Below are 22,346 nucleotides of genomic sequence, written 5' to 3' on the forward strand. Positions count from 1 at the left end.
CCGTTTCGGTGGCGCTCTCGGCCCGTGATCGCGGGAACCGGCCCTGCGCGTGGTGACCGGAAGTACGGGCGCGCGCGTCACCGCCGCGTCCCGGCCGCGGGCGGGTGCGGACAAGGCATCCCGAGCCGCGACCTATCGCAGTGATCTCGACGGCTTGCGCGGTGTGGCCATCGCGCTGGTGGTGGTGTTCCACATCTGGTTCGGCCGGGTCTCCGGCGGGGTGGACGTCTTCCTGGTGCTGTCCGGCTTCTTCTTCACCGGTCTGCTGCTGCGACGGGCGGAGACCGGATCGGTCGGTGTCGGATTCACGCTGCGCCGCACCGGCCGGCGGTTGCTGCCCGCCATGGTGGTCGTACTGGCCGCCGTGGTCGCCACCACCGCGTATACCCGCCCCTACACCCAATGGAGTGATCTGGCCGGGCAGACGCTGGCCTCGCTGTTCTACTACCAGAACTGGCGCCTGGCGCTGACCTGGTCGGACTATCTGGCCGCCGATCCGTCGGTGAGCCCGCTGCAGCATCTGTGGTCGATGGCCGTGCAGGGGCAGTTCTATCTGCTCGCACTCGTCGTGGTCGCGGTCGTCACCGCCGTGCTGCGCCGCATCGGCCGGATCGAGCAGGTTCGGCCGGTGCTGGCGGTGGTGACGGCCCCGGCCGCGCTGCTGTCGCTGCTCTACGCGGCACACGGTGCTGCCACTCATCAGGGCTGGAACTACTACGACAGCGGCGCCCGGCTGTGGGAGTTGCTCGCCGGTGCGGCGCTCGCGCTGGCCGGTCCGATGCTCACCCTGCCCCGGATCCTGCGCGGGATCACCGCATTCGCGGGTGTGGCGCTGGTGGTGGCCTGCGGCTGGGTGATCGTCGACGGGGCCAACCGCTATCCCGGCCCGGCGGCGCTGGTGCCGGTGCTGGCCGCGCTGGCGGTGATCGCGTCGGCCAACAATGTCGCGGCCGAGGAAAGGCCGTGGCCCAACCGGCTGCTCTCGTCCCGAGTGGCCCAATGGCTCGGTGGCATCGCGTATCCGTTGTATCTGTGGCACTGGCCGATCCTGATCTACTATCTGGCCGAATCCGGCCGGTCGCGAGCCGGGCTCGTCGGTGGCGCGGGGGTCGTCGCGGTATCACTGGTGCTGGCCTGGGGCACCAATCGGTGGGTCGAGCAACCGTTGCGGATGGGCGCGCGCACCGCGGCGGCCCGATCGGTGCGGTATCGGCGTATCGCCGGCGCGGCGGTGTCGGTGGTGGCCGTGGTGGTGGTCGTGACCACCACCGTGTGGCAGTTCGGCGTCGTGCGCACCCAGCCGGCTCCGGCGGCGCGGGCGCTGGACTCGATGCAGTATCCGGGCGCGGAAGCGCTGGCCTCCCATCTGCCGACGCCGTCGGCCCCGATGCGGCCCACGGTGTTGCAGGCACCGAACGAACTACCACCGCCCACCCTCGACGGATGTATCGCCGACTGGGACACCAGGGACGTGGTCACCTGTACGTATGGCGACCTGTCGGCCACCCGCACGATCGCGGTGGTGGGCAGTTCGCATGCCGAGCACTGGATTCCGGCATTCCAGGAACTCGCCGCCGAACACTCCTTCCGCATCCAGGTGTATCTGAAGATGGGGTGCCCGCTGACCCTGGCCGACGACGCCACCTACAAGGGGGAGCCGATTCCCGACTGCCGTGACTGGTCGCGCGCGGTCGTCGACCGGCTCGCCGTCGACCGGCCCGATTGGGTGTTCACCACCGGCAGCCGACCACGTGCCGGCGCCGGGGACGAGACACCGCCGTACTACGTGGATGTGTGGTCGGCGCTGGCCGATCGGGGACTCAACGTCATCACCATCCGGGACACCCCGTGGTCACGTCGTGGCGAGGTGCCGTACAAGGCGGCCGATTGCCTGGCCGGCGGTGGCAACGCGGTCAGCTGCGGTATGCGTCGTTCCGACGCCCTGGACCCGATCGATCCGCAGGCCGAACCCGCTGCGCGCTATCCGAACATCTTCCCCATCGATCTCAGCGATGCGTTCTGCGATGCGCAGGTATGCCCCGTGGTGGTCGGCAATATCCTGGTCTATCACGACGAACACCACCTGACCTCCAGTTATTCGCGATCGCTGGCGGGTCCGCTGGGACGGGCGATCGACCCGCTGCTGCACTGGTGGTAGTGCCACGCGTCACGTGAGCGGCGTAACGGCGCGATTGCCGCTACGGTGAGCACGAGTGGCTCTAGCAGGAGGTCCCGCACGTGGTGGGGGTTGAATACGGCGCGGCGCGCCGCTGGGCTGTGGTCGCGGTACTGGCGGCTGTCGTCGGGGGCATCGGATTCTCGGTGGAACCGGCGGCGCCCAGTGGTGCCACGGGCCCGCTCATTCCGGGCTTGTTCACCGAGCCGGTCGTACCCGGAGCGCCGATTCGCATCGCCTACGGACCCGAGGCCGACACCTTCGGTGATCTCTATCTGCCGGCCGGTGGCCCGCTGACAGGGTCGGCCGGGCGCTGTCCGGTGGTGGTGCTGGTCCACGGTGGCGGCTGGGCGCAGTACCGGGATCTGTCACAGTTCGCCGAGCAGGCCCGGCAACTCACCGAATCCGGTGTGGCGGTGTGGAATATCGAGTATCGCCGGGTCAACGGCGCGGGTGGCTGGCCGGTGACGCTCACCGACGCCGATGCCGCGATCGGTGCCCTGGCCACCGTGGTCCAGCAACGCGCCGGGGGCAGGCTGGATCTCGGGCGTGTCCATCTGGCCGGACATTCCGCCGGTGGACAGCTGGCGGCATGGGCCGCGGGACGGCGCACCTCCGGCGCCGACGGACCGCAGGTACTGCACATCCGCAGCGTGACGCTGATGGCCTCGGTTCTGGACCTCGACTACGCCGTCGGGCACGGAAACGACGGGTTCGCGCGCAAACTGCTGGGCGGTCTGCCCGCCGAGGTGCCCGACCACTACCGCTACGCCTCGCCGATCGCGAATCTTCCGGTGGGCGTGCACATCACGGCGATCCACGGTGACAACGACCGGGTGGTCGCGGCCGAGCAGAGTCGCCGCTACATCGATGCCGCCCGGGGCGCGGGGGACCGCACCGAACTGCGGATCCTGCCCGGCACCGGGCACACCGAATTCACCGATCCGAACTCCGCGGCCTGGGCGGTGACGCGCGAGGCGATCCTCACCCAGGTCGGGGAATCGGCCTGACGAGGTTCAGTTCGCGGGGCCGAGGGCGTCGAGTTCGGTTCGCAGCCTGGTGACTTCGGCGGCGACCTCGTCGCGGAGTTGCTCGCGTTCGGACAGGCTCAGGCGCAGGCTCTCGATCGTCTCGTTCATGGCGGCCAGCCGGCGGTCGGCGCCGTCGAGATGCCAGGCCAGCACCGCACGGGGGTCGACATCGGTGCTGGCCGCGCGCACCCAGTCCACGAGATAGTCGAGCCACCGCGGCTGTTTCGGCATCGGCTCGCCGTCGTCCCAGCCTTTGCGCAAGGCGGGCTTGAGGGACAACACCCGCTCGTGATCGCGGCCGGGGGCCGGAGTGGACAGCGCGACCATGCTCAATTTGCCGGCGCTCGTGACGACCGCGGTCACGCGATACCGCCCGGCAAGATGCATTCTGAGTTCCGCCGTACCCCGGCCGTCGGCGTCCATGGCGCCCAGCCAAGGTCCTTCCGCCGCGCTGAGGATCGATTCGAGAATGCCGATCTGGCCGACGCCGCGTCGTAGCCGGGTCGCTCGCTTGCGCAGCTCATCGGGCGTGGCGGTCATCTGATCCCAGTGCATACCCTCGAACATAGTGGGCCCGGCGTGCCGGGGGCGGCGCTCGGGGCGACCGGACTACCGGACCTGGTGCGCGGCCGCGGGCTGTGCGCTGCCGCTGGCCAGTGCGTCCACCAGATAGGTGAGGACGGAGGCGGAACCGGTGCCGTTCGGATCGGGCTCGCCCGGCGCGATCACCGGTGTGGCGACGGGGGTGTCTTCGGCGGCCGCCACACCGGCGCCCGCGGACAGCACGGCGGTGGTGGCCGCGCCGATCAGAGTGACAGTTGCGAATGTGCCCATACGAGATTCCTGTTCCGTCGGCTGGTGGTGACTACGACTGTCGCACGGACCAACTCACTACATCTCGGCGGATTCGGACAGACCCGAGTGTTCGGGGCAGCCGGACCCGTCCCCGATTCGCGCACGCCGACCGTCCGGTGGCCCGGCTAACATCGAGCTGTCGCCGTCCGTGCGAGTGCTCCAGCGTTTCGCCCGGCCGCCGCGCCGAGCCGGCTGCCGAGAAGTCGACCGAGGAGGATGAGCGTGACCACCGAGCAATCCGACCCCGCCGCGCCGATCGTGGTCGCCGTGGACGGTTCGCCCACATCCCTGCACGCCGTGGCGTGGGCCGCGCGCGATGCGGCGCTGAGCGGATGCCGACTGGAGATCGTGCATTCGATCGCCATCCCGGCGAGTTTCGGGCCCGGTCTGGCCGCCGGTACGGCGCAACCGGATTGGCTGCGCACCGACGGTGAGCAGATCCTGACCGAGGCCACCGCGGTGGCCCGCGAGATCGGCGGGCCGGAGCTGCGGATCGACGCCGAACTCGGCCTGGAGCTGATCATCGGCGACCTGCTCGTGCGATCGGAGCGGGCACGTCGGGTGGTCGCCGGCAGCCGCGGTCGCGGTGCGGTACAGCGAACCGTGCTGGGGTCGGTGAGCTCCGCGCTGGTCCAGCATGCCCACTGTCCGGTGGTGATCGTGAAGTCGGGTTCGGCGACCGATCCGGTGGCCGCGCGCCGGCCGGTGCTGGTGGGTATCGACGGCACCGACAACAGCACCCCCGCGATCGAGGAGGCCTTCGATCAGGCGCATCGGCGCGGTGTCGAGCTGGTGGCACTGCATTCCTGGAGCGACACCACCGGACTCGACATCTCGATGTTCGGCTGGGACACCATTGTCGGCGCGGAACACGACATGCTCGCGAAACGTCTGGAGCCGTGGCGCGAGCGCTATCCCGAGCTGCTGGTCACCCTGCAGGTCGTGCGTGACGATCCCGCGAGATCGCTGCTGGGGGAGTCGGATTCGGCACAGCTGGTGGTGGTCGGCAACCGTGGCCGCGGTGGATTCACGGGACTGTTGCTCGGTTCGACCAGTGCCGCGTTACTGAGTTCGGTCGAATGCCCGATCATGGTGGTGCGCCGGTGACGACTCGACCGAACGGCACTCGATACCACCCCCCGGTACTGTGGGACGCGACCGGTCCTGCTGCCCGACGACAGATGGAGATTGACAGATGTGCGTACCCGCCACCTGCGGCACCTGCGGAAAAACCACCTGGTCCGGCTGCGGTGCTCACATCGACGAGGTTCGCGTGACGGTGCCCCCGCAGCAATGGTGCGAGGGCCACGCCGACTCGGAGGCCTCGGCTCGAGGCTGATCTCAGTCCTCGGCCACCACCACGTCGACATCGATGTTGCCGCGGGTGGCGTTGGAGTACGGGCACACCTGGTGTGCCTTGTCCGCGAGGGCCTGGGCCTGTTCGCGCGACAGATGCGGCAGGGAGACCTCCAGGGTCACCGCGAGACCGAAACCGCCCGCATCGTTCGGGCCGATGCCGACCTTCGCGCCGACCGCCGAATCGTCGACGTTCGCCTTCTCCTGCTTGCCGACCAGCCGGAGCGCGGAGTGGAAGCAAGCGGCGTAGCCGGCGGCGAACAGCTGCTCGGGGTTGGTGCCCTGCCCGCTTCCGCCCATTTCCGGCGGCATCGCCAGGGCGAGGTCGATCTTGCCGTCGGTGGTGCGGGTGTGGCCGTTGCGTCCGTCTCCGGTCGACAGGGCCTCGGCGGTGTAGAGGATCGTCATCGCGGTCATCGCTTTCTGTCAGCGGATGCACGGTCGGCATCCGGGTCTGGGAGGGTGTTCAGTGCGGCGGTCAACCGGGCCAGTGTGTCTCGCAGTGCCACCACGTCGTCCAGTGGCATGTCCACGGATTCGGCGATGTGAGCCGGAAGGTCGCACGCCTGTGTGCGCAGTTCGCGCCCACGGTCGGTGAGGCGGATCTCCACGCGCCGCTCGTCTTCGGCGGAACGGATGCGTTCGACGAGTCCGGAGGCCTGCAGCCGCTTCAGCAGTGGTGAGAGGGTGCCGGAGTCGAGGGCGAGGGTGCCGCACAGATCGCCGACGCTGCGGCCGTCGTTTTCCCACAGCGTGAGCATGACCAGATATTGCGGGTAGGTCAGTCCCATGGCCTCGAGCTTCGGCCGATAACGGGCGGTCATCGCCCGCGAAGCGGTGTACAGCGAGAAGCACAGTTGCTGGTCGAGGGCCAGTGGGTTGGTCACGGTCAATAATGTAGTACCAAAGTAAGTTGTGTGCAATAGAAAAATGGAGAGCGTGGAGCAGCGGCCTTCGAGCGCGGTACGAGGGAGCGGCTTCGTCTCAGCGGGCGTGGCTGGTCGCCGATACCGCCCGGGCGACGGTATCGGCGATCTCCTCGTCGTCGAGGGTGCTGCGCTCGATCAGGACATGTGACAACACGGTGCGCACGGTGATCTCGGCGGCCTGATCCGGGGCCACCGACAGTTCGCCGGCGTGGCCGAGCGACAGCAGCGGGGTGAGCAGTGCGGTGACCGTTTCGACGAGGTTGCGTTCGGCGCCCTCGTGTGTCACCGCGAGGGTGAGCAACCATTGCGGCTCGTGGTCGCGGATATAGGTGAACGGTGCGTGCTCGCGCAGGTACCGCAAGGCGAAAAGGGTTGCCGATCTGGTCAATTCGGCTGCCGGTGCGGCCATGTCGACGACCTGGTAGGCGGCGGCGATCATGGTGCCGATCTCGCGCCGCGCCACCGCGGCGACCAGTCCGTCCTTGTCGCCGAATTCCCGGTAGGTGGTGGCGCGTGAGACCCCTGCGCGGCGTGCCACATCGGTGAGGGTGAGGCCGGTCAGGCCCGACTCGGCGATGAGACTCAATGCGGCATCGATCAATTCGGTCGCGGACCTGGTCACCGCACCATTGTGCCCGTCCGCCCGCCCGGTTCCGGCGGGTGCGGTTGTTCGATCGGCAAACTGAGACTAATTTGACACTGAGTCTCATTTGTGATCGGGAAGTGGGCGGTAATGGCGAGAATCGGTGAGCACGCGGTGGTCCTGGGTGCCGGGATGAGCGGTCTGCTGGCGGCACGGGTGCTGCGTGAACACTTCGACCGGGTGACCGTCGTCGAACGCGACGCGCTGCCCGACGGCCCCGAGGCCCGCAGGGGCGTACCACAGGGCCGGCACGTGCACGGCCTGCTGCCCCGAGGCAAGGATCTGCTCGAGGAGTTCTTCCCCGGACTGGCGGCCGAACTGCTCGCCGCGGGGGCCGTGGACTGTGATGTGCTGGGCGAGGTGAACTTTCAGATGGCCGGACGCACGCTGGCTCGGGTCAGCACCGGCTACCGTGGACTGCAGGCCAGTCGTCCGCAGCTCGAGTATCACGTGCGCCGGCGCGTGGCGGCATCGCCGGGCGTGACCATCCGGGATCGGTGTGTGGCGACCGGGGTGCGGACCGACGCCGACCGGACGCGTGTCACCGGTGTCGAACTGCGGGACGAACACGGGACATCGGCACTGGCGGCCGATCTCGTGGTGGCGTGCACGGGCCGCGGTGGTGTCGTGCCGGCCTGGCTGGACGCCCTGGGATATCCGCGCCCGAGTGAAGAGGGCACCGCCATCGACATCGTCTACCGCAGCGCCTTCGTGGAACTCGAACCAGGTGCGCTCGGGACCGACAAATCGGTGACCGTCGGGGTGCGCGAACTGCCACCGCGCGCCATGGCGTTGTTCGCGGTCGAGGGCCGGAATCGGCACGTGCTCACCCTGATCGGGCACGCCGGTGAGCAGCCGCCCACCGAGGCGTCGGCCTTCCTGGATTTCGCCGCGAACATCGCCGCACCGGCGTTGCGCGGGCCGCTGCGGCGGGCCGAACTGCTGACCGAGATCTCCACCTTCCGTTACAAGGCGAATCTGCGCCGCCGCTACGAACGGTTGAACCGGTTTCCCGCGGGCCTGCTGGCCGTGGGCGACGGGCTGTGCAGTTTCAGCCCGGTCTACGGCCAAGGCATGACCGTCGCGGCGATCCAGATGCGCGCGCTGCAGCGCTGCCTGGCTGCGGGCGACAGGGACCTGGCCCGGCGGTTCTATGCCGCGGTGACGCCCGAAATCGATGTCGCCTGGCAGCTCACGGTGATCGCCGACAGCGCGATGCCGCATGTCGGACCGCATCCGGACCCGCTGATCCGGGCCGCGGTGGCGGCCCTGGATCCGGTGCTGGCGGCGGCGCAACGCGATCCGGTCGTCTCCGCCACGCTGTATCGAGTGATGGGATTGACCAGGCGGCCGGTCGCGCTGATGCGCCCCGACATCGTCGCGCGAATCGCCGTGGGCGCCGCGCGCACCCTGGCCGAGGAGGCGGTCGTGGCGGCCGGACATCGGGCCGGCGGAATCGTCGATCGCCTCCTCGGTGCGGGTCAGGTGACGGTGAAACCACCGGCGGGATCGGTGTAGCGGGCGTCGGTGACATCGGTGAGCAGTGCCGCCATGGTGCGTACCAGGGTGCGCATCCCCTCGACGGCGGTGTTCTCTTCGGGATCGGTGGACCAGGTCACGGTGGGCTCCTGACGAATCAGCGGACGGTGGTGGGGATTTCGGTGTGATGTGCGGTGCGGCGCTGGTAGGCGTCGCCCGCGCGCAGCACGGTGGCTTCGTCGAAATGGCTGCCGGACAGCGACATCGACAGCGGCATCCCGTCACGGCCGGTGCCGATCGGAACAGCCAGGGTGGGATTGCCGAGCGGATTCCAGTACGGTGTATGCAGACTCGCGAGCATCGACATCGGTTGCAGTTGATCCATGTCCGCCAGGGCCGTGGCGCCGAGATGCCCGGTCGGGGTGAGGACCAGATCCACCTTGGCCAGCAGTTCGGCCATCCGCTGCCGGCCGATGCGCCGAACCCGTTGCGCCTGGACGTAATCCGGGCCACTCACGGCGTCGCCACCGGCGAGGATGATGCGGGTGGCGCGCCCGTAGTCGTCCCACCGATCGCGCAGGGTGCGCCGATGGTAGGCGTGCGCCTCGGCGAGCATCACCACCACGTCGACGGCGGTGAGCTCGCGGTACATCGGCACCTCGACCGGCACGATCCGGGCGCCCGCGGCCTCGAGTTCGGCCACCGCCGCGGAGAACCTGTGCGGCTGTTCGGGATCCATTCCACCGTCGGCGAAGCGGTCCAGGGTGTCCACGCCGATGGTGAGGCCGGTGAGTTCGCCGGTGAGGGCGCCGACGTAGTCGTCGGCTGGAGTACGGGCGCTGTAGGGATCGGCGGGATCGTAGCCCGCGAGGACCGACAGCAGCAGGGCACAGTCGGCCGCCGAGCGAGCCATCGGCCCCGGATGGTCGAGGGTGTATCCGAGCGGCACCACACCGGACTTCGGTACCCGTCCGAAGGTCGGCTTGAGACCCGTTATTCCGTTGAAGGCGGCCGGAATTCGGATGCTGCCCGCGGTATCGGTGCCGATCGCGCCGAGGAACATACCCGCGGCGACACCGCTGCCCGATCCGGAACTGGATCCACCGGCCCAGCGGTCGGTGTTCCACGGATTGCGCGGCACCGGAAACGGCTTGTCCGGATCCGGCGCCCCGATGGCGAATTCCATCGTGGTGACCTTGCCGGTGATGATCGCGCCGGCCTGTTCCAGCCGGCGCACCACGGTGCAGTCGCCCTCGGCGGCGCCCCAGGCCGGGTCGAGAACCAGGCTCTGCGCGGTGGTGGGTGCCGCCGAGTGGGCGAGAATATCCTTGATTCCCAAGGGAATTCCGGCCAGCGGGCCGACCGGATCGCCGGCGGCCAGTCGTTCGTCGAGCCGCGCGGCCTGTGCGGCGGCACGCTCGTCGAAACGGTTGAGGTAGACCCCGAGAGCGGGGTCGTGGGTGTCGGCGGCGGCGGTGGCGTCCGCGAGCAGGCCCGCGGCGGTGGCGTCACCGGTGCGCAGGGCCGCGACGGCGCCGGTGAGACCGGAGAGCGCGGGTGGGGTGGCGGCGAGTGTCATGATCGTCCTCATCATCGGTGGGGCAGGGTCGCGGTCATGTCGAGTCGGGGTATCGCGCCGAGTTGCAGCTGGATCTCCGCACGACAGGACCCGAGGGCGTAGTCGACGGCCTCGCCGGCGCGGGTCCGGATGGTCTGCTCCACCAGCAGCACCGGCTCACCGGGCAGTACGTGCAGCAGGGCGGCGGTGCAGTCGTCTGCGCGGGCGGCCTGCACCCCGACATCGCAGCCGTCGACCTCGACGCGGCCGCCGCGCAGCAGGGTGTAGAAATCGTCGCCGAAGGCGGCCTGATCGATGCGGCTCGCTTCCGGCGCGCGCAGATAGTTCGTGAACACCGCCAGCGGGCGATCATCGAGCAGCAGAACGTATTCGATGCACAGGCAGTCCTCGTCGGCGCGCACACCGTCGAGATGGGCGGCGATCACCCGGGGGATCGGAATCCATGCCCAGTGCAGCAACCGCGGTGCGATGCGGCCCAGCTCCAGATGTTCTTCGAGGGTGCGACCCTCCGGCGGCAGGGCGCCGGACACGACATGGTGCTCGCGGATCGCGACGGTGCCCACACCGCGGCGGCGTTCGATCAGGCCGTCGGCACACAACATGGCCAGGGCCGCGCGCACCACATCGCGCGGCAGGTGATGCTCGGCCATGAGTTCGGCCTCACCGGGCAGGCGCCCGGAGCCGAATGCGCCCGCGCGCAGGGCAGCACGCAGGAGGTCACGGAGCCGGCGGGCCGGAAGATGTGCGGCGGCGGGCAGGAGCTGGCGCACCTGATCGCGGAAGACCGGGCGATCGCGATCCGCCTGATCGGGATGAAGCTGTTCGGTGCGGTACTGCATGCCAGGTAGCGTGCAGAGACTGCGCGTTACGCGACAAGGGCTCGAGGTAAATACCTGGTTACGCGATCGATATCCGCACCCGCACCGCTGTGAACAGCGCTTTCGTGCCCGGGTATGCGCTGTTTCGCCGGGCCCCGGACCGGCCGCGGGATCGGGAGGTGCGCGCGCGGCGCCGTTACGCGGTGCGAACCGGATGTCCGATACGTACAAGACGCCCGGTCCGCTGTCCGGTTGACTGGCAGCACACGACGATTCGACACGGAGGTTCCGAGTGCAGGCCCGAGTCCACGCGATCACCCTGGCAGTGCGTGATCTGGAGCTGTCCCTGCGGTTCTACCGCGCGCTGGGGCTGTCCTCACCGGGAGTGATCGGCACCGAATTCCAGCCGGACGCGGAGAATCCGGGCGGTGCGGTGGCGATGTTCACCATGGACAACGGTGTGATGCTGTCGCTGTACGGCCGCGAGGACCTGGCTCGCGACGCCGGTGTCCCGCTCGAACGGATATCGGGTTCGGCGATGAGCCTGGGCTGGTTCGTCGACAGCGACGAGGAGGTCGGCCGGGTACTGGACCTCGCCCGCGAGGCCGGCGCGACCGTGCTGCAACCACCGCGCTCGCGGCCGTGGGGAATTCACGCCGGCTACTTCGCCGATCCCGATGGTCATCTGTGGGAGGTCGTGTCCTTCGCCCGGCAGTGACCACGCCCGGTCCTCAGAACCTCCGGTCCGGCCGGTCGCGGTAGAGCGCGGCCACCGCCGAGATGTCGGCGCCCGGATCCCGGCCGGCGGCGGTGTCGTACCGGTCTCGGACGACCTGCGCGACCGGCAGCTCGACCTCGGCCGTGGCGGCGATGTCGAGTGCCAGCCCGGCGTCCTTGGCACCCAGGACGGTGGTCCACCATCCCTGCGGGGAGGCGGCGAGCACGGCATCGAACCGGTTGGCCAGTGCGGGGGCCACGACCGGAGCCTCGCCGAGTAGTTCGCGCAACTGTTCGTCACCGAGGCCACCGGAACGGCCGACGGCGAAGGCCTCGGCGAGGGCCACGACCCCGGACAGCAGCAGGAAGTTCGTGGTGACCTTGGCGGTGAGGGCGAGCGCGGCCGAGTCGTAGCGGCGGATCCGGCCGGACAGATCGCCGAGCAGGGGTGTGAGCCGATCGATCAGCTCGGCCTCGCCGCCGGCGAGCAGAATCGCGTTTCCCGACGCGACGGCGGCCGGTGCGCCGATGATCGGCAGGGACAGGAATCGGGTGCCGAATGCGTCGGCGAGAGCGGCGCCGAGCGCGGGGGAGACCGTCGAGCAGTCGAGATAGGGCGTGTCCGCCGCGATCGCGGAGCGCAGCTCCCCGAACGCCACCGAGGTGACCGCGATATCGTCGGCCAGCATCGTCAGCACCGTGTCGGCACCGCACACCGCGTCGGCGACGGTCGCGGCCTCCACCGCCCCGGCCGATTCGAGTTCTCCCACTCGGCCTTTCGTCCGGTTCCACACCGTGACCCGGTGCCCGCCGTCGAGTAGCCGTCCGGCCAGCGCCCGGCCCATCTGTCCCATACCCAGTACGCAGATGTGCACCGCTGCCTCCTCGTCTCGAATTCGCCCGGCGCACCTGAGCGGCGAGCCGCTCGCTCCACTGTCCCGCACCGCGTGCGGTCGCGTGCTGCCCGGGGGCGAGTCGAGGCGGCGGGCACGTGCCGCGCGACAACGGCGATCGTGGGTGGGTGAGTGAAAACTGTTGCCCGACAGTGTCTCCACCGCCCCGAGACCTGTGGTTCCGGTCCCTTTCGCAGCGAGTCTCGCGGTGGCCGTCGACAGTGCGTGACCGCGTGCGATCCAGCTCGGTGCGGTCCGGTGATAGATAAGTCGTACAAATGACCAGTACGAAGGATGCGGTAATATCGCGAAGGGTTCGCGGAGACAGGTTCTGTCGCATCGCTTTTCGGCTCACGCGTCCCGGCGGAGCGGAGTTCCATGTTGATACCCGCCCTCTCGTTGATGTGACATAAATCACAATTAGATACCGGCGCCAACTTTTCTCCTGGAAACGCTTTCCAACAGCTTTGCGTTATCTTTACTATTGACCACGATGCGTTGCTGCGAGCTCGCGTGTCCGGATGGACCACAGTCGCAATGTATCTCGGCCGTAACGCACTAGCCCGCTCTCGATGCCAGTACATGTTCCACCGATGAACCGGATCCAGGCAGGATTCGGCGAAGGAGAAATATGTCCACCGACACCGACCCGGCCCGACGGACGTCGTCCCGGGGGCTCTCGGTTCTGCTACGACACGATCTACCCGCCTCCGTGGTGGTTTTCCTCGTCGCCCTGCCCCTGTCCATCGGGGTGGCCGTCGCCATGGGCGCGCCGGTCGCCGCCGGCTTGATCGCCGCCGTGGTCGGTGGTCTGGTCGCCGGGCTGTGTGGTGGCTCGGTCCTGCAGGTCAGTGGCCCCACCGCCAGCTTGACCGTGGTGGTCGCCGAGTCCATCCACCAATTCGGCTGGCCCACAACATGTTGCATCACCGTGCTGGCCGGTGCCCTGCAGGTGCTGTTCGGGCTCAGTCGCATCGCGCGCGCCGCGCTGGCCATCGCGCCGGTGGTCGTCCACGCGATGCTGGCCGGAATCGGCGTGGTCATCGCGTTGCAGCAGTTGCACGTCCTGCTGGGCGGGCAGACGCTGAGTTCCTCATGGCAGAGCATCGTGCAACTACCGCATCAGCTCACCGTGAGTCACGGCGGTGACGCGCTGGTGGGTGCGGTGGTGATCGCCATCATGCTGGGCTGGCGTCATCTGCCGGGACGGATCCGGGCCGTGCCCGCACCACTGGCCGCCGTCGTGGTCGCGACGGTGCTGGCGATGATCGTGCCGACCAGTGTCGAGCGCATCACGCTGCAGGGCTCGCTGTTCGACGCGATGTCGCTACCGCAACTGCCGCACGGAAATTGGGGTGCGGTCGTGCTGGCCGCGATCACGATCGCGCTGATCGCCAGCGTCGAGACGTTGCTGTCCGCGGTCGCCGTGGATCGGCTGCGGCCGGAATATCGCACCGATCTGGATCGCGAACTGCTCGGCCAGGGCATCGCGAACATGACGTCCGGCATGCTGGGCGGTCTGCCGGTCGCGGCGGTCATCGTCCGCAGTATCACCAACGCCAAGGCCGGTGCTCGCACCAAGGCCAGCACCATGCTCAGCGGTGTGTGGGTGCTGGTGTTCTCGGTGGCACTGGTGGAGGTGGTGCGTCAGATCCCGAAGGCGGCGCTGGCGGGGCTGCTGATCGTCATCGGCATCGGCCTGGTGAAGCTGGCCCACATCCGCCTCGCGCGCCGTACCGGAGACCTGATCGTCTATGCCGCAACGGTTCTCGTGGTCGTGTTCGCCAATCTGCTGCTGGGTATGCTGATCGGGCTGGCGCTCTCGTTCGGGCTGCTGATGTGGCGGGTGGTGCGGGTCGTGATCGTGGCGGCGCCGGTCGGTGACGGCAGGCGGTGGCTGGTGACGGTGGACGGATCGGCCACCTTCCTCGCGCTGCCCCGGCTCACCGCCCAGCTGGCCAAGGTGCCCACCGGGGTGCCCGTCACGGTCGAGATGACGGTGGACTTCATCGACCACGCCGCGTCGGACACCCTGCACGAATGGGCGCGGCGGCACGAAAGCCTGGGTGGCACCGTGCAATTCGTCGAGCTGGGAACCGTGCGCATCGCGGACCTCACCGCCGGTCCGCCCGCGCGCAAGCACGCTCGCGGCTTGCTCGACGACGTGCTCGGACCGTGGCGGCGCACCGCTCGCACCGATCGAATCGCGGCGGGTATCGAGGCATATCACCGCGGTCACGCGCACATGATGCGGCCACATCTGGACGAGCTGCGGCATGCTCAGGACCCGGATTCGTTCTTCCTGACCTGCGCCGATTCGCGGATCGTGCCGAATGTGATCACCAACAGCGGCCCGGGTGATCTGTTCACCGTGCGCAATATCGGCAACCTGATTCCCGCCGACGGTCGTGACACCTCGGTGGAAGCGGCGCTGATCTACGCACTGGACAAACTCGATGTCCGCTCGATCGTCGTCTGCGGCCATTCCGGCTGTGGCGCCATGGATGCGCTGTGCTCGGGCGTGCACACCGGATCCGGACTCGACGATTGGCTCGCGCACGGCCGGCCCGCACTCGAGCAGTTCCGGGCCGGACATCCGGTGGCGGCGGCCGCCGCGGCCGCGGGCTTCGGTGAGGTCGATCAGCTGGGCATGGTCAATGTCGCGGTGCAGGTCCGGGCATTGTCGGTGCACCCGACCGTGGCGCGGGGTATCGAGGAACGAGGCGTGGTGGTGTCGGGCCTGTTCTTCGATATCGCGACCGCGCGCGTTCTGCGCATCACCGACGACGGGATCGGCGAGTTCGACGAGGTGCGCCCGCCGGTCATGGTGCCGGTATGAGGTCGTGACTTTCCCAGCGCTGGAAATCTCGCACGTGGATCGAAGGAGGTGAATCGACGTCGGATCGGCGTCGATGCAGGTCGAGGCAGAAAATGGTGACGGTGGTCACATCGGATTCGAATAGTGTCCCAGGCTAAAGATCCTTTTCTAAGGCTTTGCTTAGTCTTTACTATTAGGGTTGCCCTCGCTTCTGGCTGGCTGCGGGACAAAGAAGTCCGGCGGCTGAATTCGATGCCTGGAGAACATGTTCGACCGACCGGGCCGCCGCCGCGGTGCCGGTGAAGGAGCAATATGTCCACCGACACCGTCTCGACGCCCAGACCGTCTGCCCCGCCAGGGGCCGGTTGGTCGGATCGGATGAACTCGATCCTCCGGCATGATCTACCCGCGTCCGTTGTCGTCTTCCTCGTCGCGCTGCCGCTGTCGATCGGCATCGCGGTCGCCACCGGCGCGCCCGTGGCCGCCGGACTCATCGCCGCCGCCGTCGGTGGCATCGTGGTGGGGGCGCTGGGGGGTTCCGTCCTGCAGGTCAGCGGACCGGCAGCCGGCCTGACCGTGGTGATGGCCGAGACCATCACGCAATTCGGCTGGAAGACAACCTGTTTCATCACAGTCTGTGCCGGTGTCCTGCAAATTGTCTTCGGCCTGAGCCGTATCGCCCGCGCGGCCCTCGCCATCGCGCCGGTCGTGGTGCACGCCATGCTCGCGGGAATCGGTATCACCATCGCCCTGCAGCAGGTGCACGTCCTGCTCGGCGGCTCGTCGCAGAGTTCGGCGTGGGAGAACGTCACCGAACTGCCGAACCAGCTCCTGCATCTGAGCGGTATCGACGTTCTGATCGGCGGGCTGGTCATCGCGATCATGCTCGGCTGGCGTTATGTGCCGGCCAAGATCCGGGTCGTGCCGGGGCCGCTGGTCGCGATCGTGATCGCCACCGCGCTGTCGCTGGTACTGCCGGGTGACCCCGCGCGCATCACCATGAGCGGTTCGCTGTTCGACGCCATCGGCCTGCCGAACATGCCCAGCGGGGACTGGAGCGGCATCGCGCTCGCCGTACTGACCGTGGCCCTGATCGCGAGCGTGGAGAGCCTGCTGTCCGCCGTCGCCGTCGACAAGATGCACACCGGGGCGCGCACGAACTTCGACCGCGAGCTCATGGCGCAGGGTGCGGCGAACGTCACCTCGGGCATGATCGGCGGCCTGCCGGTGACCGGCGTGATCGTGCGCAGCGCGACCAACGTGACCGCCGGCGCGCGTAGCCGGGCCTCGGCGCTGCTGCACGGAGTCTGGGTGCTGCTGTTCTCGGTGGCCCTCGTGAGCGTGGTCGAGCAGATCCCGAAATCGGCGCTGGCCGGGCTGCTGGTGATGATCGGCATCCAGCTGGTGAAGCTGGCGCACATCAAGATCGCGCACCGCACCGGCGAACTGGTGATCTACGCCGTGACCATCGCCGCGGTGGTCTTCTTGAACCTGCTCGAGGGAGTGCTGATCGGCCTGATCGTCGCCTTCGCGCTGCTGCTGTGGCGGGTGGTGCGGGTCTCGGTCGAGGCCGGTCCGGTCGCCGGAACCGAGCGGTGGCTGGTGAGTGTGGATGGCACCTGCACATTCCTGGCCCTGCCGAAGCTCACCGGGCAGCTGGCCAAGGTGCCGGACGGGGCCGAGGTGATGGTCGAGCTGACGGTCGACTTCCTCGACCATGCCGCCTACGACGCCATCCACTCCTGGGCGCGGCAGCACGAAAGCACCGGAGGCACCGTCGAATTCGTCGAGATCGGCACGGCGCGCATGGCCGACGCCGCCGAGCGTCCGCCGCGCCGCGGGCGGGCGCGCGGGCTGCTGGACGATGTCCTGGGGCCGTGGCGGTCCGACGGGGGTAACCCCGTCGCCGCCGGAGTGGCGGCCTATCACCGCAGTCACGCCCATGTGATGCGCCCGCATCTGGACGAACTGCGCGACGGACAGGATCCGGATTCGTTCTTCCTGACCTGTGCCGATTCGCGGATCGTGCCGAATGTGATCACCAACAGCGGTCCCGGTGACCTGTTCACCATCCGCAATATCGGCAATCTGGTGCCTCGCCGGGGTACGGATGTGTCGGTGGACGCGGCGCTGGCCTTCGCGCTGGGCAACCTGTCGGTGCGCAATGTGGTCGTGTGCGGGCATTCCGGATGCGGTGCGATGAAGGCCCTGCTGTCGGATGCCTCCGCCGGTCCCGATATCGACAACTGGCTCTCGCACGCCGAACAGGCCCTGACGCGGTTCCGTGCCGGACATCCGGTCGCCGAGGCGGCGGCCGCCGCCGGCTACGGTCCCGCCGATCAGCTGAGCATGGTCAATATCGCGGTGCAGGTCGAGACGCTGCGCGATCACCCCGTGGTGTCGCGTGCGGTCGCCGAACGTGGTGTCGCGGTGTCGGGCCTGTTCTTCGACATCGGCACCGCCCGGGTACTCGAGGTCACGGAGAGCGGCATCGCCGAGATCACCGACGCCGAGCGGCCCGGAATACCCACCGGGAGCGCGACCCACGCGTGATCCTGGTGAGAATGCGCGAGTTCGGCAGCCCGACAGCCGAACTCGCGCATTCGCCGCGTTCGGACCGGACGTGCGGTACCGGCGCGCCTGGCCGGTCCCGGCGTCGGCGCCGATACGCTGGTCCGCGCACCACGGCGCACGATCGATCCGGGGAATCCGGTCGTGTCATGGTGGAGGTGGTGCATTCGCTGAATCGACGTGGATCGGAGTCGGATGAAGATGGCCGCACAGCCGTTGGCCCCCGGTGTCCCGGCCCGGGTGGCCGGGACGAATCTCACCGAGCCGGTCTGGCTCGCGGAGCGGGTCGCCGATATGGGAATCTCCTGGGGCACAGGCGTTTCCCGCGTCTCGGGCACGCTGTGGTGGTGTATGGCGGCCTCGGCGCTGGTCGATCCGATCATCGAGGCATACGCCGCGGGGACGCCCGTTCCGGATTCGACGCTGGAACGGGTGCGCTGTGAGATGCGCCCGGACGGCGGGATCGAGCGCATCGTCGCACCGGCTTGCGGACCGGATACCGACGCGGGGGCCGCACTGGGTGACACGCTGCGCCGGATCGTCCCGGTACTGGCCGCCGCGACCGGTGCCGGGCAGGCCGCGCTGTGGGCGGTCGTCGCGGACGCGATCGGGAACCGGGCCATCGACGCGGGCGATCCCGACGCCGGTGCGCGGCTGGCCACCGAGATCGGGGACCGGCTCCCGGCGCCGCGATTCATCGACGTGGAATCCCGGACATTCGTGCGGCGGATCTCGTGTTGCCTGGTCTACGAGGTCCCTGGATGTCAGATGTGCACCAGTTGCCCGAAACGCCCGGCCGCCGAGCGTGCGCAGCTGCTGGCCGACCTCGCACACCGCGGGTGAACACGGCGCGGTCGCTGCCGGGTCGCCGGTGACCGGGCCGATCGGGTGGGCCGCGAGCCGTTGCGGCCGGTCCATCGGCGCACCGGCGGTACTGTCCCGATAGCATTGGTCGCGCCGGTCGGAGTTGCTCGACCGGCCCGGAGTTCTGCTCCGGTACCGCGGGCCCGTCCCGCACCTCGCGGGTACCCACCCGCACCACGACGCCGCGGGCGACCGTCCACGGCGAAGATGACCTGCTTTGACCGATACTGCCAAGGAGAGCGCAGCCGTGACCACCTCAGCCCGCAATAACCCTGCCGCCCACGTCCGGGTGCCGGCCGGGACGACGGCGGGTGCCGCGGTGCGCGAAGCGGGCCTGCCGACCAAGGGGCCGGAGACCGTCGTCGTGGTACGCGACGCCGAGGGCAACCTCAAGGACCTGTCGTGGACCCCGGAGACCGATGTGGAGGTCGAGGCCGTCGGCGCCGACTCCGAGGACGGCCGCAGCGTCATCCGCCACTCGGCCGCCCATGTGCTGGCCCAGGCCGTGCAGCAGGAGTTCCCCGAGGCCAAGCTGGGCATCGGCCCGCCGATCAAGGACGGCTTCTACTACGACTTCCAGGTCGACCGGCCCTTCACTCCCGAGGATCTGACCAAGCTCGAGTCCCGGATGAAGAAGATCGTCAAGGGCGCGCAACGGTTCTCGCGCCGGGTGGTCGAGGTCGATGACGCCCGGGTGGAGCTGGCGAAAGAGCCGTTCAAACTCGAACTGATCAATGACAAATCCGGCATCGACGACCCCGAGGTGATGGAGGTCGGCGGCAGTGACATCGCACCGAATGAACTGACCATCTACGACAACCTCGATCCGCGCTCGGGTGAGAAGGTCTGGGGCGATCTGTGCCGGGGCCCGCACATCCCCACCACCAAGTTCATTCCCGCGTTCAAGCTCACCCGCTCCTCGGCGGCGTACTGGCGCGGTGACCAGTCGCGCGAGGACCTGCAGCGCGTCTACGGCACCGCCTGGGAATCGACCGAGGCGCAGGACGAGTACCTGACCCGGCTCGCCGAGGCCGAGAAGCGCGACCACCGCAAGCTCGGCGCGGAGCTGGACCTGTTCTCCTTCCCGGATGAACTGGGCTCGGGCCTGCCGGTCTTCCATCCCAAGGGCGGCATCATCCGCAAGGAGATGGAGGACTACTCGCGCCAGCGCCACGTCGCCGCGGGCTACGAATTCGTCAACACCCCGCACGTCACCAAGGGGCACCTGTTCGAGGTCTCCAAGCACCTGGAGTGGTACGCCGACGGCATGTTCCCGCCCATGCACCTGGACGCGGAGTACAACGAGGACGGCACCGTCCGCAAGCCCGGCCAGGACTACTACGTCAAGCCGATGAACTGCCCGATGCACAATCTGATCTTCCGGTCCCGCGGCCGGTCGTATCGGGAGTTGCCGCTGCGGCTGTTCGAATTCGGCTCGGTCTACCGGTACGAGAAGTCCGGTGTCGTGCACGGGCTCACCCGCGCGCGTGGCTTCACCCAGGACGACGCGCACATCTACGCCGCGCAGGAGCAGGTGGTCGAGGAGCTCACCACCACCCTCGAATTCGTGCTCGACCTGCTGAAGGACTACGGCCTCGACGACTTCTACCTGGAGCTGTCGACCAAGGACCCGGAGAAGTTCGTCGGCTCCGACGAGGTGTGGGAGGAGGCCACCGAGACTCTGCGCCGGGTGGCCACCGATTCCGGTCTGGAGCTGGTTCCGGATCCGGGTGGCGCCGCGTTCTACGGACCGAAGATCTCGGTGCAGGTCAAGGATGCGCTGGGTCGTACCTGGCAGATGTCGACCATTCAGCTCGACTTCTTCCTGCCGGAACTGTTCGAGCTGGAATACACCTCCTCCGACGGCACCAAGAAGCGGCCGGTGATGATCCACCGCGCCCTGTTCGGCTCGATCGAGCGTTTCTTCGGCGTCCTCACCGAGCACTACGCGGGCGCATTCCCGGCCTGGCTGGCGCCGGTGCAGGTGGTGGGTATCCCGGTCGCCGACGCCTTCGCCGAACACCTGGACGGGGTGATCGCGCAGTTGCGGGCCCACGGTGTCCGCGCCGAGGTCGACCGCAGTGACGACCGGATGCAGAAGAAGATCTTCAATCACACCGCGCAGAAGGTGCCGTTCATGCTGCTGGCCGGTGAGCGTGATGTGAACGCGGGCGCGGTGAGTTTCCGGTTCCGTGACGGTACCCAGGTCAACGGCGTGCCGGTGGCCGATGCGGTGGCCACCGTGACCGACTGGATCTCCCGGCGCGACAACGCCTCGCCGACCGCGGAAGGGTTCGAGGTCCGGACTGGTGGGGCATGAGTGAAGGCATGGTGGAAGAGGCTGTGACACAACATGACCCGGGTCGGATCGTCGATACCGGGGCGGGGGATCCGGACCGGTTGCAGCGGTTGTGGACCCCGTACCGCATGTCCTACATCACCGGTGCGGTCGCCGATCGCGACAGCGCCGCCGAGGAGAAGAGCTCGGCGGGCCTGAAGCATCCGTTCACCGAGATCCCGAAGATGTCCGACGAGGACGGCCTGGTGATCGCGCGCGGCGAATGGGTTTTCGCGGTGCTGAATCTCTACCCCTACAACCCCGGGCACATGATGGTGGTGCCGTATCGCCGGGTGGCCAACCTGGAGGATCTCACTGCCGAGGAGAGCGCCGAGCTGATGGCTTTCACCCAGCGCGCGATCCGGGTGATGAAGCAGGTGTCGCGGCCCGAGGGCTTCAACGTGGGGCTCAACCTGGGCGGCGTGGCCGGCGGGTCGCTGGCCGACCACCTGCATCAGCACATCGTTCCCCGCTGGGGTGGGGACGCGAATTTCATCACCGTCGTCGGTGGCGTGAAGGTGATGCCGCAGTTGCTGCGGGAAACGCGGGCCCTGCTGGCCGGGGCATGGCACGAGGCGAAGGAAGTCGAGTAGCGTGCTGAGCTTCTTCGGTCGGGAGACGTTCGCCAAGGCGACCGCGCCGCTGGGCAGGGCACTCGTGCGTACCGGGCTCACCCCCGATGCGATGACGTTGATCGGCACCACCGCGTCCATCGTCGCCGCGGTGACGCTGTTCCCGACCGATCACCTGTTCTGGGGAACGATGGTGATCTGGCTCTTCGTCATGTTCGACATGCTCGACGGGGCGATGGCGCGCGCCCGCGGCGGTGGCACGAAATACGGCGCGGTCCTCGACGCCACCTGCGACCGGGTCGCCGACGGCGCGATCTTCGGTGCGCTGGCGTGGTGGTCGGTGTACCACGAGCACAGCAGGCAGCTGTTCGTGGCGACGCTGGTCGTCCTGGTGACCTCGCAGGTGATCTCCTATGCCAAGGCCCGCGCCGAGGCCAGCGGACTGTCGGCCGACGGTGGTCTCATCGAGCGCCCGGACCGGCTGGTGATCGTGCTGGTCGGCGCCGGATTCACCGGTATCGGCGGCTATTTCGGCATCGAGTGGCTCACCTACGCGGTCCATGTCGCGATGTACATCCTGGCGGTGCTCAGCATCGTCACCGTTTTCCAGCGCGTGCTGGCGGTGCGTAATTCGGCCGGAGCCCGCGATGTCCTCGCACCGGCGAACAAGGCCACACCCGATACGGCACAGTGAGGAAGGTATCCGG

Annotated in this window: 20 protein-coding genes; 11 read left to right on the forward strand and 9 right to left on the reverse strand. The window is 68.5% G+C overall.

The window, feature by feature from the left end:
• Nucleotides 1-52 precede the first annotated feature (52 nt).
• Both AB0L57_RS23200 and AB0L57_RS23205 read left to right on the forward strand, forming a co-directional pair.
• Nucleotides 53-2,158, forward strand: a complete 2,106-nt coding sequence (locus AB0L57_RS23200; RefSeq protein WP_364965705.1) for an acyltransferase family protein — start codon at nucleotides 53-55, stop codon at nucleotides 2,156-2,158.
• A gap of 80 nt (nucleotides 2,159-2,238) precedes the next feature.
• The gene (locus tag AB0L57_RS23205) at nucleotides 2,239-3,186 is read left to right on the forward strand and encodes an alpha/beta fold hydrolase (RefSeq protein ID WP_364965708.1); all 948 of its coding nucleotides are present in this window, start codon (nucleotides 2,239-2,241) and stop codon (nucleotides 3,184-3,186) included.
• Between the two features lie 6 nt (nucleotides 3,187-3,192).
• Here the strand turns inward: AB0L57_RS23205 and AB0L57_RS23210 are convergent, their stop codons facing one another.
• Nucleotides 3,193-3,762: a hypothetical protein gene (locus AB0L57_RS23210; RefSeq protein ID WP_364965711.1), complete on the reverse strand. Its 570-nt coding sequence runs from the start codon at nucleotides 3,760-3,762 to the stop codon at nucleotides 3,193-3,195.
• 54 nt (nucleotides 3,763-3,816) lie between these two features.
• Nucleotides 3,817-4,041 carry a hypothetical protein gene (locus AB0L57_RS23215; RefSeq protein ID WP_364965714.1) on the reverse strand — a complete coding sequence of 75 codons (225 nt, stop codon included), beginning with the start codon at nucleotides 4,039-4,041 and terminating at the stop codon, nucleotides 3,817-3,819.
• Between the two features lie 237 nt (nucleotides 4,042-4,278).
• On the opposite strand from AB0L57_RS23215, the gene AB0L57_RS23220 reads away from it, so the two are divergent.
• Nucleotides 4,279-5,169, forward strand: a complete 891-nt coding sequence (locus AB0L57_RS23220; protein ID WP_364965717.1) for a universal stress protein — start codon at nucleotides 4,279-4,281, stop codon at nucleotides 5,167-5,169.
• A 234-nt stretch (nucleotides 5,170-5,403) separates the two neighbouring features.
• On the opposite strand, the gene AB0L57_RS23225 is transcribed toward AB0L57_RS23220, so the two are convergent.
• The 3 genes from AB0L57_RS23225 to AB0L57_RS23235 form a co-directional block, all read right to left on the reverse strand.
• A complete protein-coding gene (locus tag AB0L57_RS23225) occupies nucleotides 5,404-5,826 on the reverse strand; it encodes an organic hydroperoxide resistance protein (protein WP_364965849.1) in 423 nt (140 codons plus the stop codon).
• 5 nt (nucleotides 5,827-5,831) lie between these two features.
• Complete coding sequence (locus AB0L57_RS23230) at nucleotides 5,832-6,305, reverse strand: MarR family transcriptional regulator (RefSeq protein WP_364965720.1); 474 nt, start codon at nucleotides 6,303-6,305, stop codon at nucleotides 5,832-5,834.
• Between the two features lie 97 nt (nucleotides 6,306-6,402).
• On the reverse strand, nucleotides 6,403-6,969 hold the full coding sequence (locus tag AB0L57_RS23235) for a helix-turn-helix domain-containing protein (RefSeq protein WP_364965723.1): 567 nt from the start codon (nucleotides 6,967-6,969) through the stop codon (nucleotides 6,403-6,405).
• 111 nt (nucleotides 6,970-7,080) lie between these two features.
• Between AB0L57_RS23235 and AB0L57_RS23240 the strand changes: the two genes are divergently transcribed.
• Nucleotides 7,081-8,508, forward strand: a complete 1,428-nt coding sequence (locus AB0L57_RS23240) for an FAD-dependent monooxygenase (protein WP_364965726.1) — start codon at nucleotides 7,081-7,083, stop codon at nucleotides 8,506-8,508.
• On the opposite strand, the gene AB0L57_RS23245 is transcribed toward AB0L57_RS23240, so the two are convergent.
• From AB0L57_RS23245 to AB0L57_RS23255, 3 genes are read right to left on the reverse strand one after another with little or no spacing between them, the layout of a single operon-like run.
• On the reverse strand, nucleotides 8,472-8,609 hold the full coding sequence (locus AB0L57_RS23245; protein WP_364965729.1) for a hypothetical protein: 138 nt from the start codon (nucleotides 8,607-8,609) through the stop codon (nucleotides 8,472-8,474). The two genes, AB0L57_RS23240 and AB0L57_RS23245, sit on opposite strands and share 37 nt — an antisense overlap.
• Nucleotides 8,610-8,626: 17 nt before the next feature.
• A complete protein-coding gene (locus AB0L57_RS23250; RefSeq protein ID WP_364965733.1) occupies nucleotides 8,627-10,048 on the reverse strand; it encodes an amidase in 1,422 nt (473 codons plus the stop codon).
• 11 nt (nucleotides 10,049-10,059) lie between these two features.
• Complete coding sequence (locus tag AB0L57_RS23255) at nucleotides 10,060-10,887, reverse strand: GntR family transcriptional regulator (RefSeq protein WP_364965736.1); 828 nt, start codon at nucleotides 10,885-10,887, stop codon at nucleotides 10,060-10,062.
• 271 nt (nucleotides 10,888-11,158) lie between these two features.
• Here AB0L57_RS23255 and AB0L57_RS23260 point away from each other — a divergent pair, with 271 nt between their 5' ends.
• The gene (locus tag AB0L57_RS23260; protein ID WP_364965739.1) at nucleotides 11,159-11,584 is read left to right on the forward strand and encodes a VOC family protein; all 426 of its coding nucleotides are present in this window, start codon (nucleotides 11,159-11,161) and stop codon (nucleotides 11,582-11,584) included.
• 13 nt (nucleotides 11,585-11,597) lie between these two features.
• On the opposite strand, the gene AB0L57_RS23265 is transcribed toward AB0L57_RS23260, so the two are convergent.
• Nucleotides 11,598-12,458: an NAD(P)-dependent oxidoreductase gene (locus AB0L57_RS23265; protein WP_364965742.1), complete on the reverse strand. Its 861-nt coding sequence runs from the start codon at nucleotides 12,456-12,458 to the stop codon at nucleotides 11,598-11,600.
• Nucleotides 12,459-13,107: 649 nt separating this feature from the next.
• On the opposite strand from AB0L57_RS23265, the gene AB0L57_RS23270 reads away from it, so the two are divergent.
• The 6 genes from AB0L57_RS23270 (at nucleotide 13,108) to pgsA (ending at nucleotide 22,333) form a co-directional block, all read left to right on the forward strand.
• Entirely contained in the window at nucleotides 13,108-15,315 is a 2,208-nt protein-coding gene (locus AB0L57_RS23270; protein ID WP_364965745.1) for a SulP family inorganic anion transporter, read from the forward strand.
• A 291-nt stretch (nucleotides 15,316-15,606) separates the two neighbouring features.
• The gene (locus AB0L57_RS23275) at nucleotides 15,607-17,847 is read left to right on the forward strand and encodes a bifunctional SulP family inorganic anion transporter/carbonic anhydrase (protein WP_364965748.1); all 2,241 of its coding nucleotides are present in this window, start codon (nucleotides 15,607-15,609) and stop codon (nucleotides 17,845-17,847) included.
• A 213-nt stretch (nucleotides 17,848-18,060) separates the two neighbouring features.
• Nucleotides 18,061-18,708 carry a (2Fe-2S)-binding protein gene (locus tag AB0L57_RS23280; RefSeq protein WP_364965751.1) on the forward strand — a complete coding sequence of 216 codons (648 nt, stop codon included), beginning with the start codon at nucleotides 18,061-18,063 and terminating at the stop codon, nucleotides 18,706-18,708.
• 268 nt (nucleotides 18,709-18,976) lie between these two features.
• On the forward strand, nucleotides 18,977-21,049 hold the full coding sequence (thrS, locus tag AB0L57_RS23285; protein WP_364965754.1) for a threonine--tRNA ligase: 2,073 nt from the start codon (nucleotides 18,977-18,979) through the stop codon (nucleotides 21,047-21,049).
• Nucleotides 21,046-21,660: an HIT domain-containing protein gene (locus AB0L57_RS23290; protein WP_364965757.1), complete on the forward strand. Its 615-nt coding sequence runs from the start codon at nucleotides 21,046-21,048 to the stop codon at nucleotides 21,658-21,660. The genes thrS and AB0L57_RS23290 overlap by 4 nt, the downstream gene beginning before the upstream one ends.
• A 1-nt stretch (nucleotide 21,661) precedes the next feature.
• Nucleotides 21,662-22,333 carry a phosphatidylinositol phosphate synthase gene (pgsA, locus tag AB0L57_RS23295; protein WP_364965760.1) on the forward strand — a complete coding sequence of 224 codons (672 nt, stop codon included), beginning with the start codon at nucleotides 21,662-21,664 and terminating at the stop codon, nucleotides 22,331-22,333.
• Nucleotides 22,334-22,346: the final 13 nt, after the last annotated feature.

The sequence above is a fragment of the Nocardia sp. NPDC052254 genome, assembly GCF_040679495.1.
In the GTDB taxonomy this organism is placed as follows: Bacteria; Actinomycetota; Actinomycetes; order Mycobacteriales; family Mycobacteriaceae; genus Nocardia.

Coding starts and splice junctions, on each gene's coding strand:
- AB0L57_RS23255 (WP_364965736.1), bottom strand. CDS start 10,887: ATGCAGTACCGCACCGAACAGCTTCATCCCGATCAGGCGGATCGCGAT.
- AB0L57_RS23275 (WP_364965748.1), top strand. CDS start 15,607: ATGTCCACCGACACCGTCTCGACGCCCAGACCGTCTGCCCCGCCAGGG.
- AB0L57_RS23290 (WP_364965757.1), top strand. CDS start 21,046: ATGAGTGAAGGCATGGTGGAAGAGGCTGTGACACAACATGACCCGGGT.
- AB0L57_RS23220 (WP_364965717.1), top strand. CDS start 4,279: ATGAGCGTGACCACCGAGCAATCCGACCCCGCCGCGCCGATCGTGGTC.
- AB0L57_RS23240 (WP_364965726.1), top strand. CDS start 7,081: ATGGCGAGAATCGGTGAGCACGCGGTGGTCCTGGGTGCCGGGATGAGC.
- AB0L57_RS23250 (WP_364965733.1), bottom strand. CDS start 10,048: ATGACACTCGCCGCCACCCCACCCGCGCTCTCCGGTCTCACCGGCGCC.
- AB0L57_RS23210 (WP_364965711.1), bottom strand. CDS start 3,762: ATGCACTGGGATCAGATGACCGCCACGCCCGATGAGCTGCGCAAGCGA.
- AB0L57_RS23215 (WP_364965714.1), bottom strand. CDS start 4,041: ATGGGCACATTCGCAACTGTCACTCTGATCGGCGCGGCCACCACCGCC.
- AB0L57_RS23225 (WP_364965849.1), bottom strand. CDS start 5,826: ATGACGATCCTCTACACCGCCGAGGCCCTGTCGACCGGAGACGGACGC.
- AB0L57_RS23280 (WP_364965751.1), top strand. CDS start 18,061: ATGAAGATGGCCGCACAGCCGTTGGCCCCCGGTGTCCCGGCCCGGGTG.
- AB0L57_RS23270 (WP_364965745.1), top strand. CDS start 13,108: ATGTCCACCGACACCGACCCGGCCCGACGGACGTCGTCCCGGGGGCTC.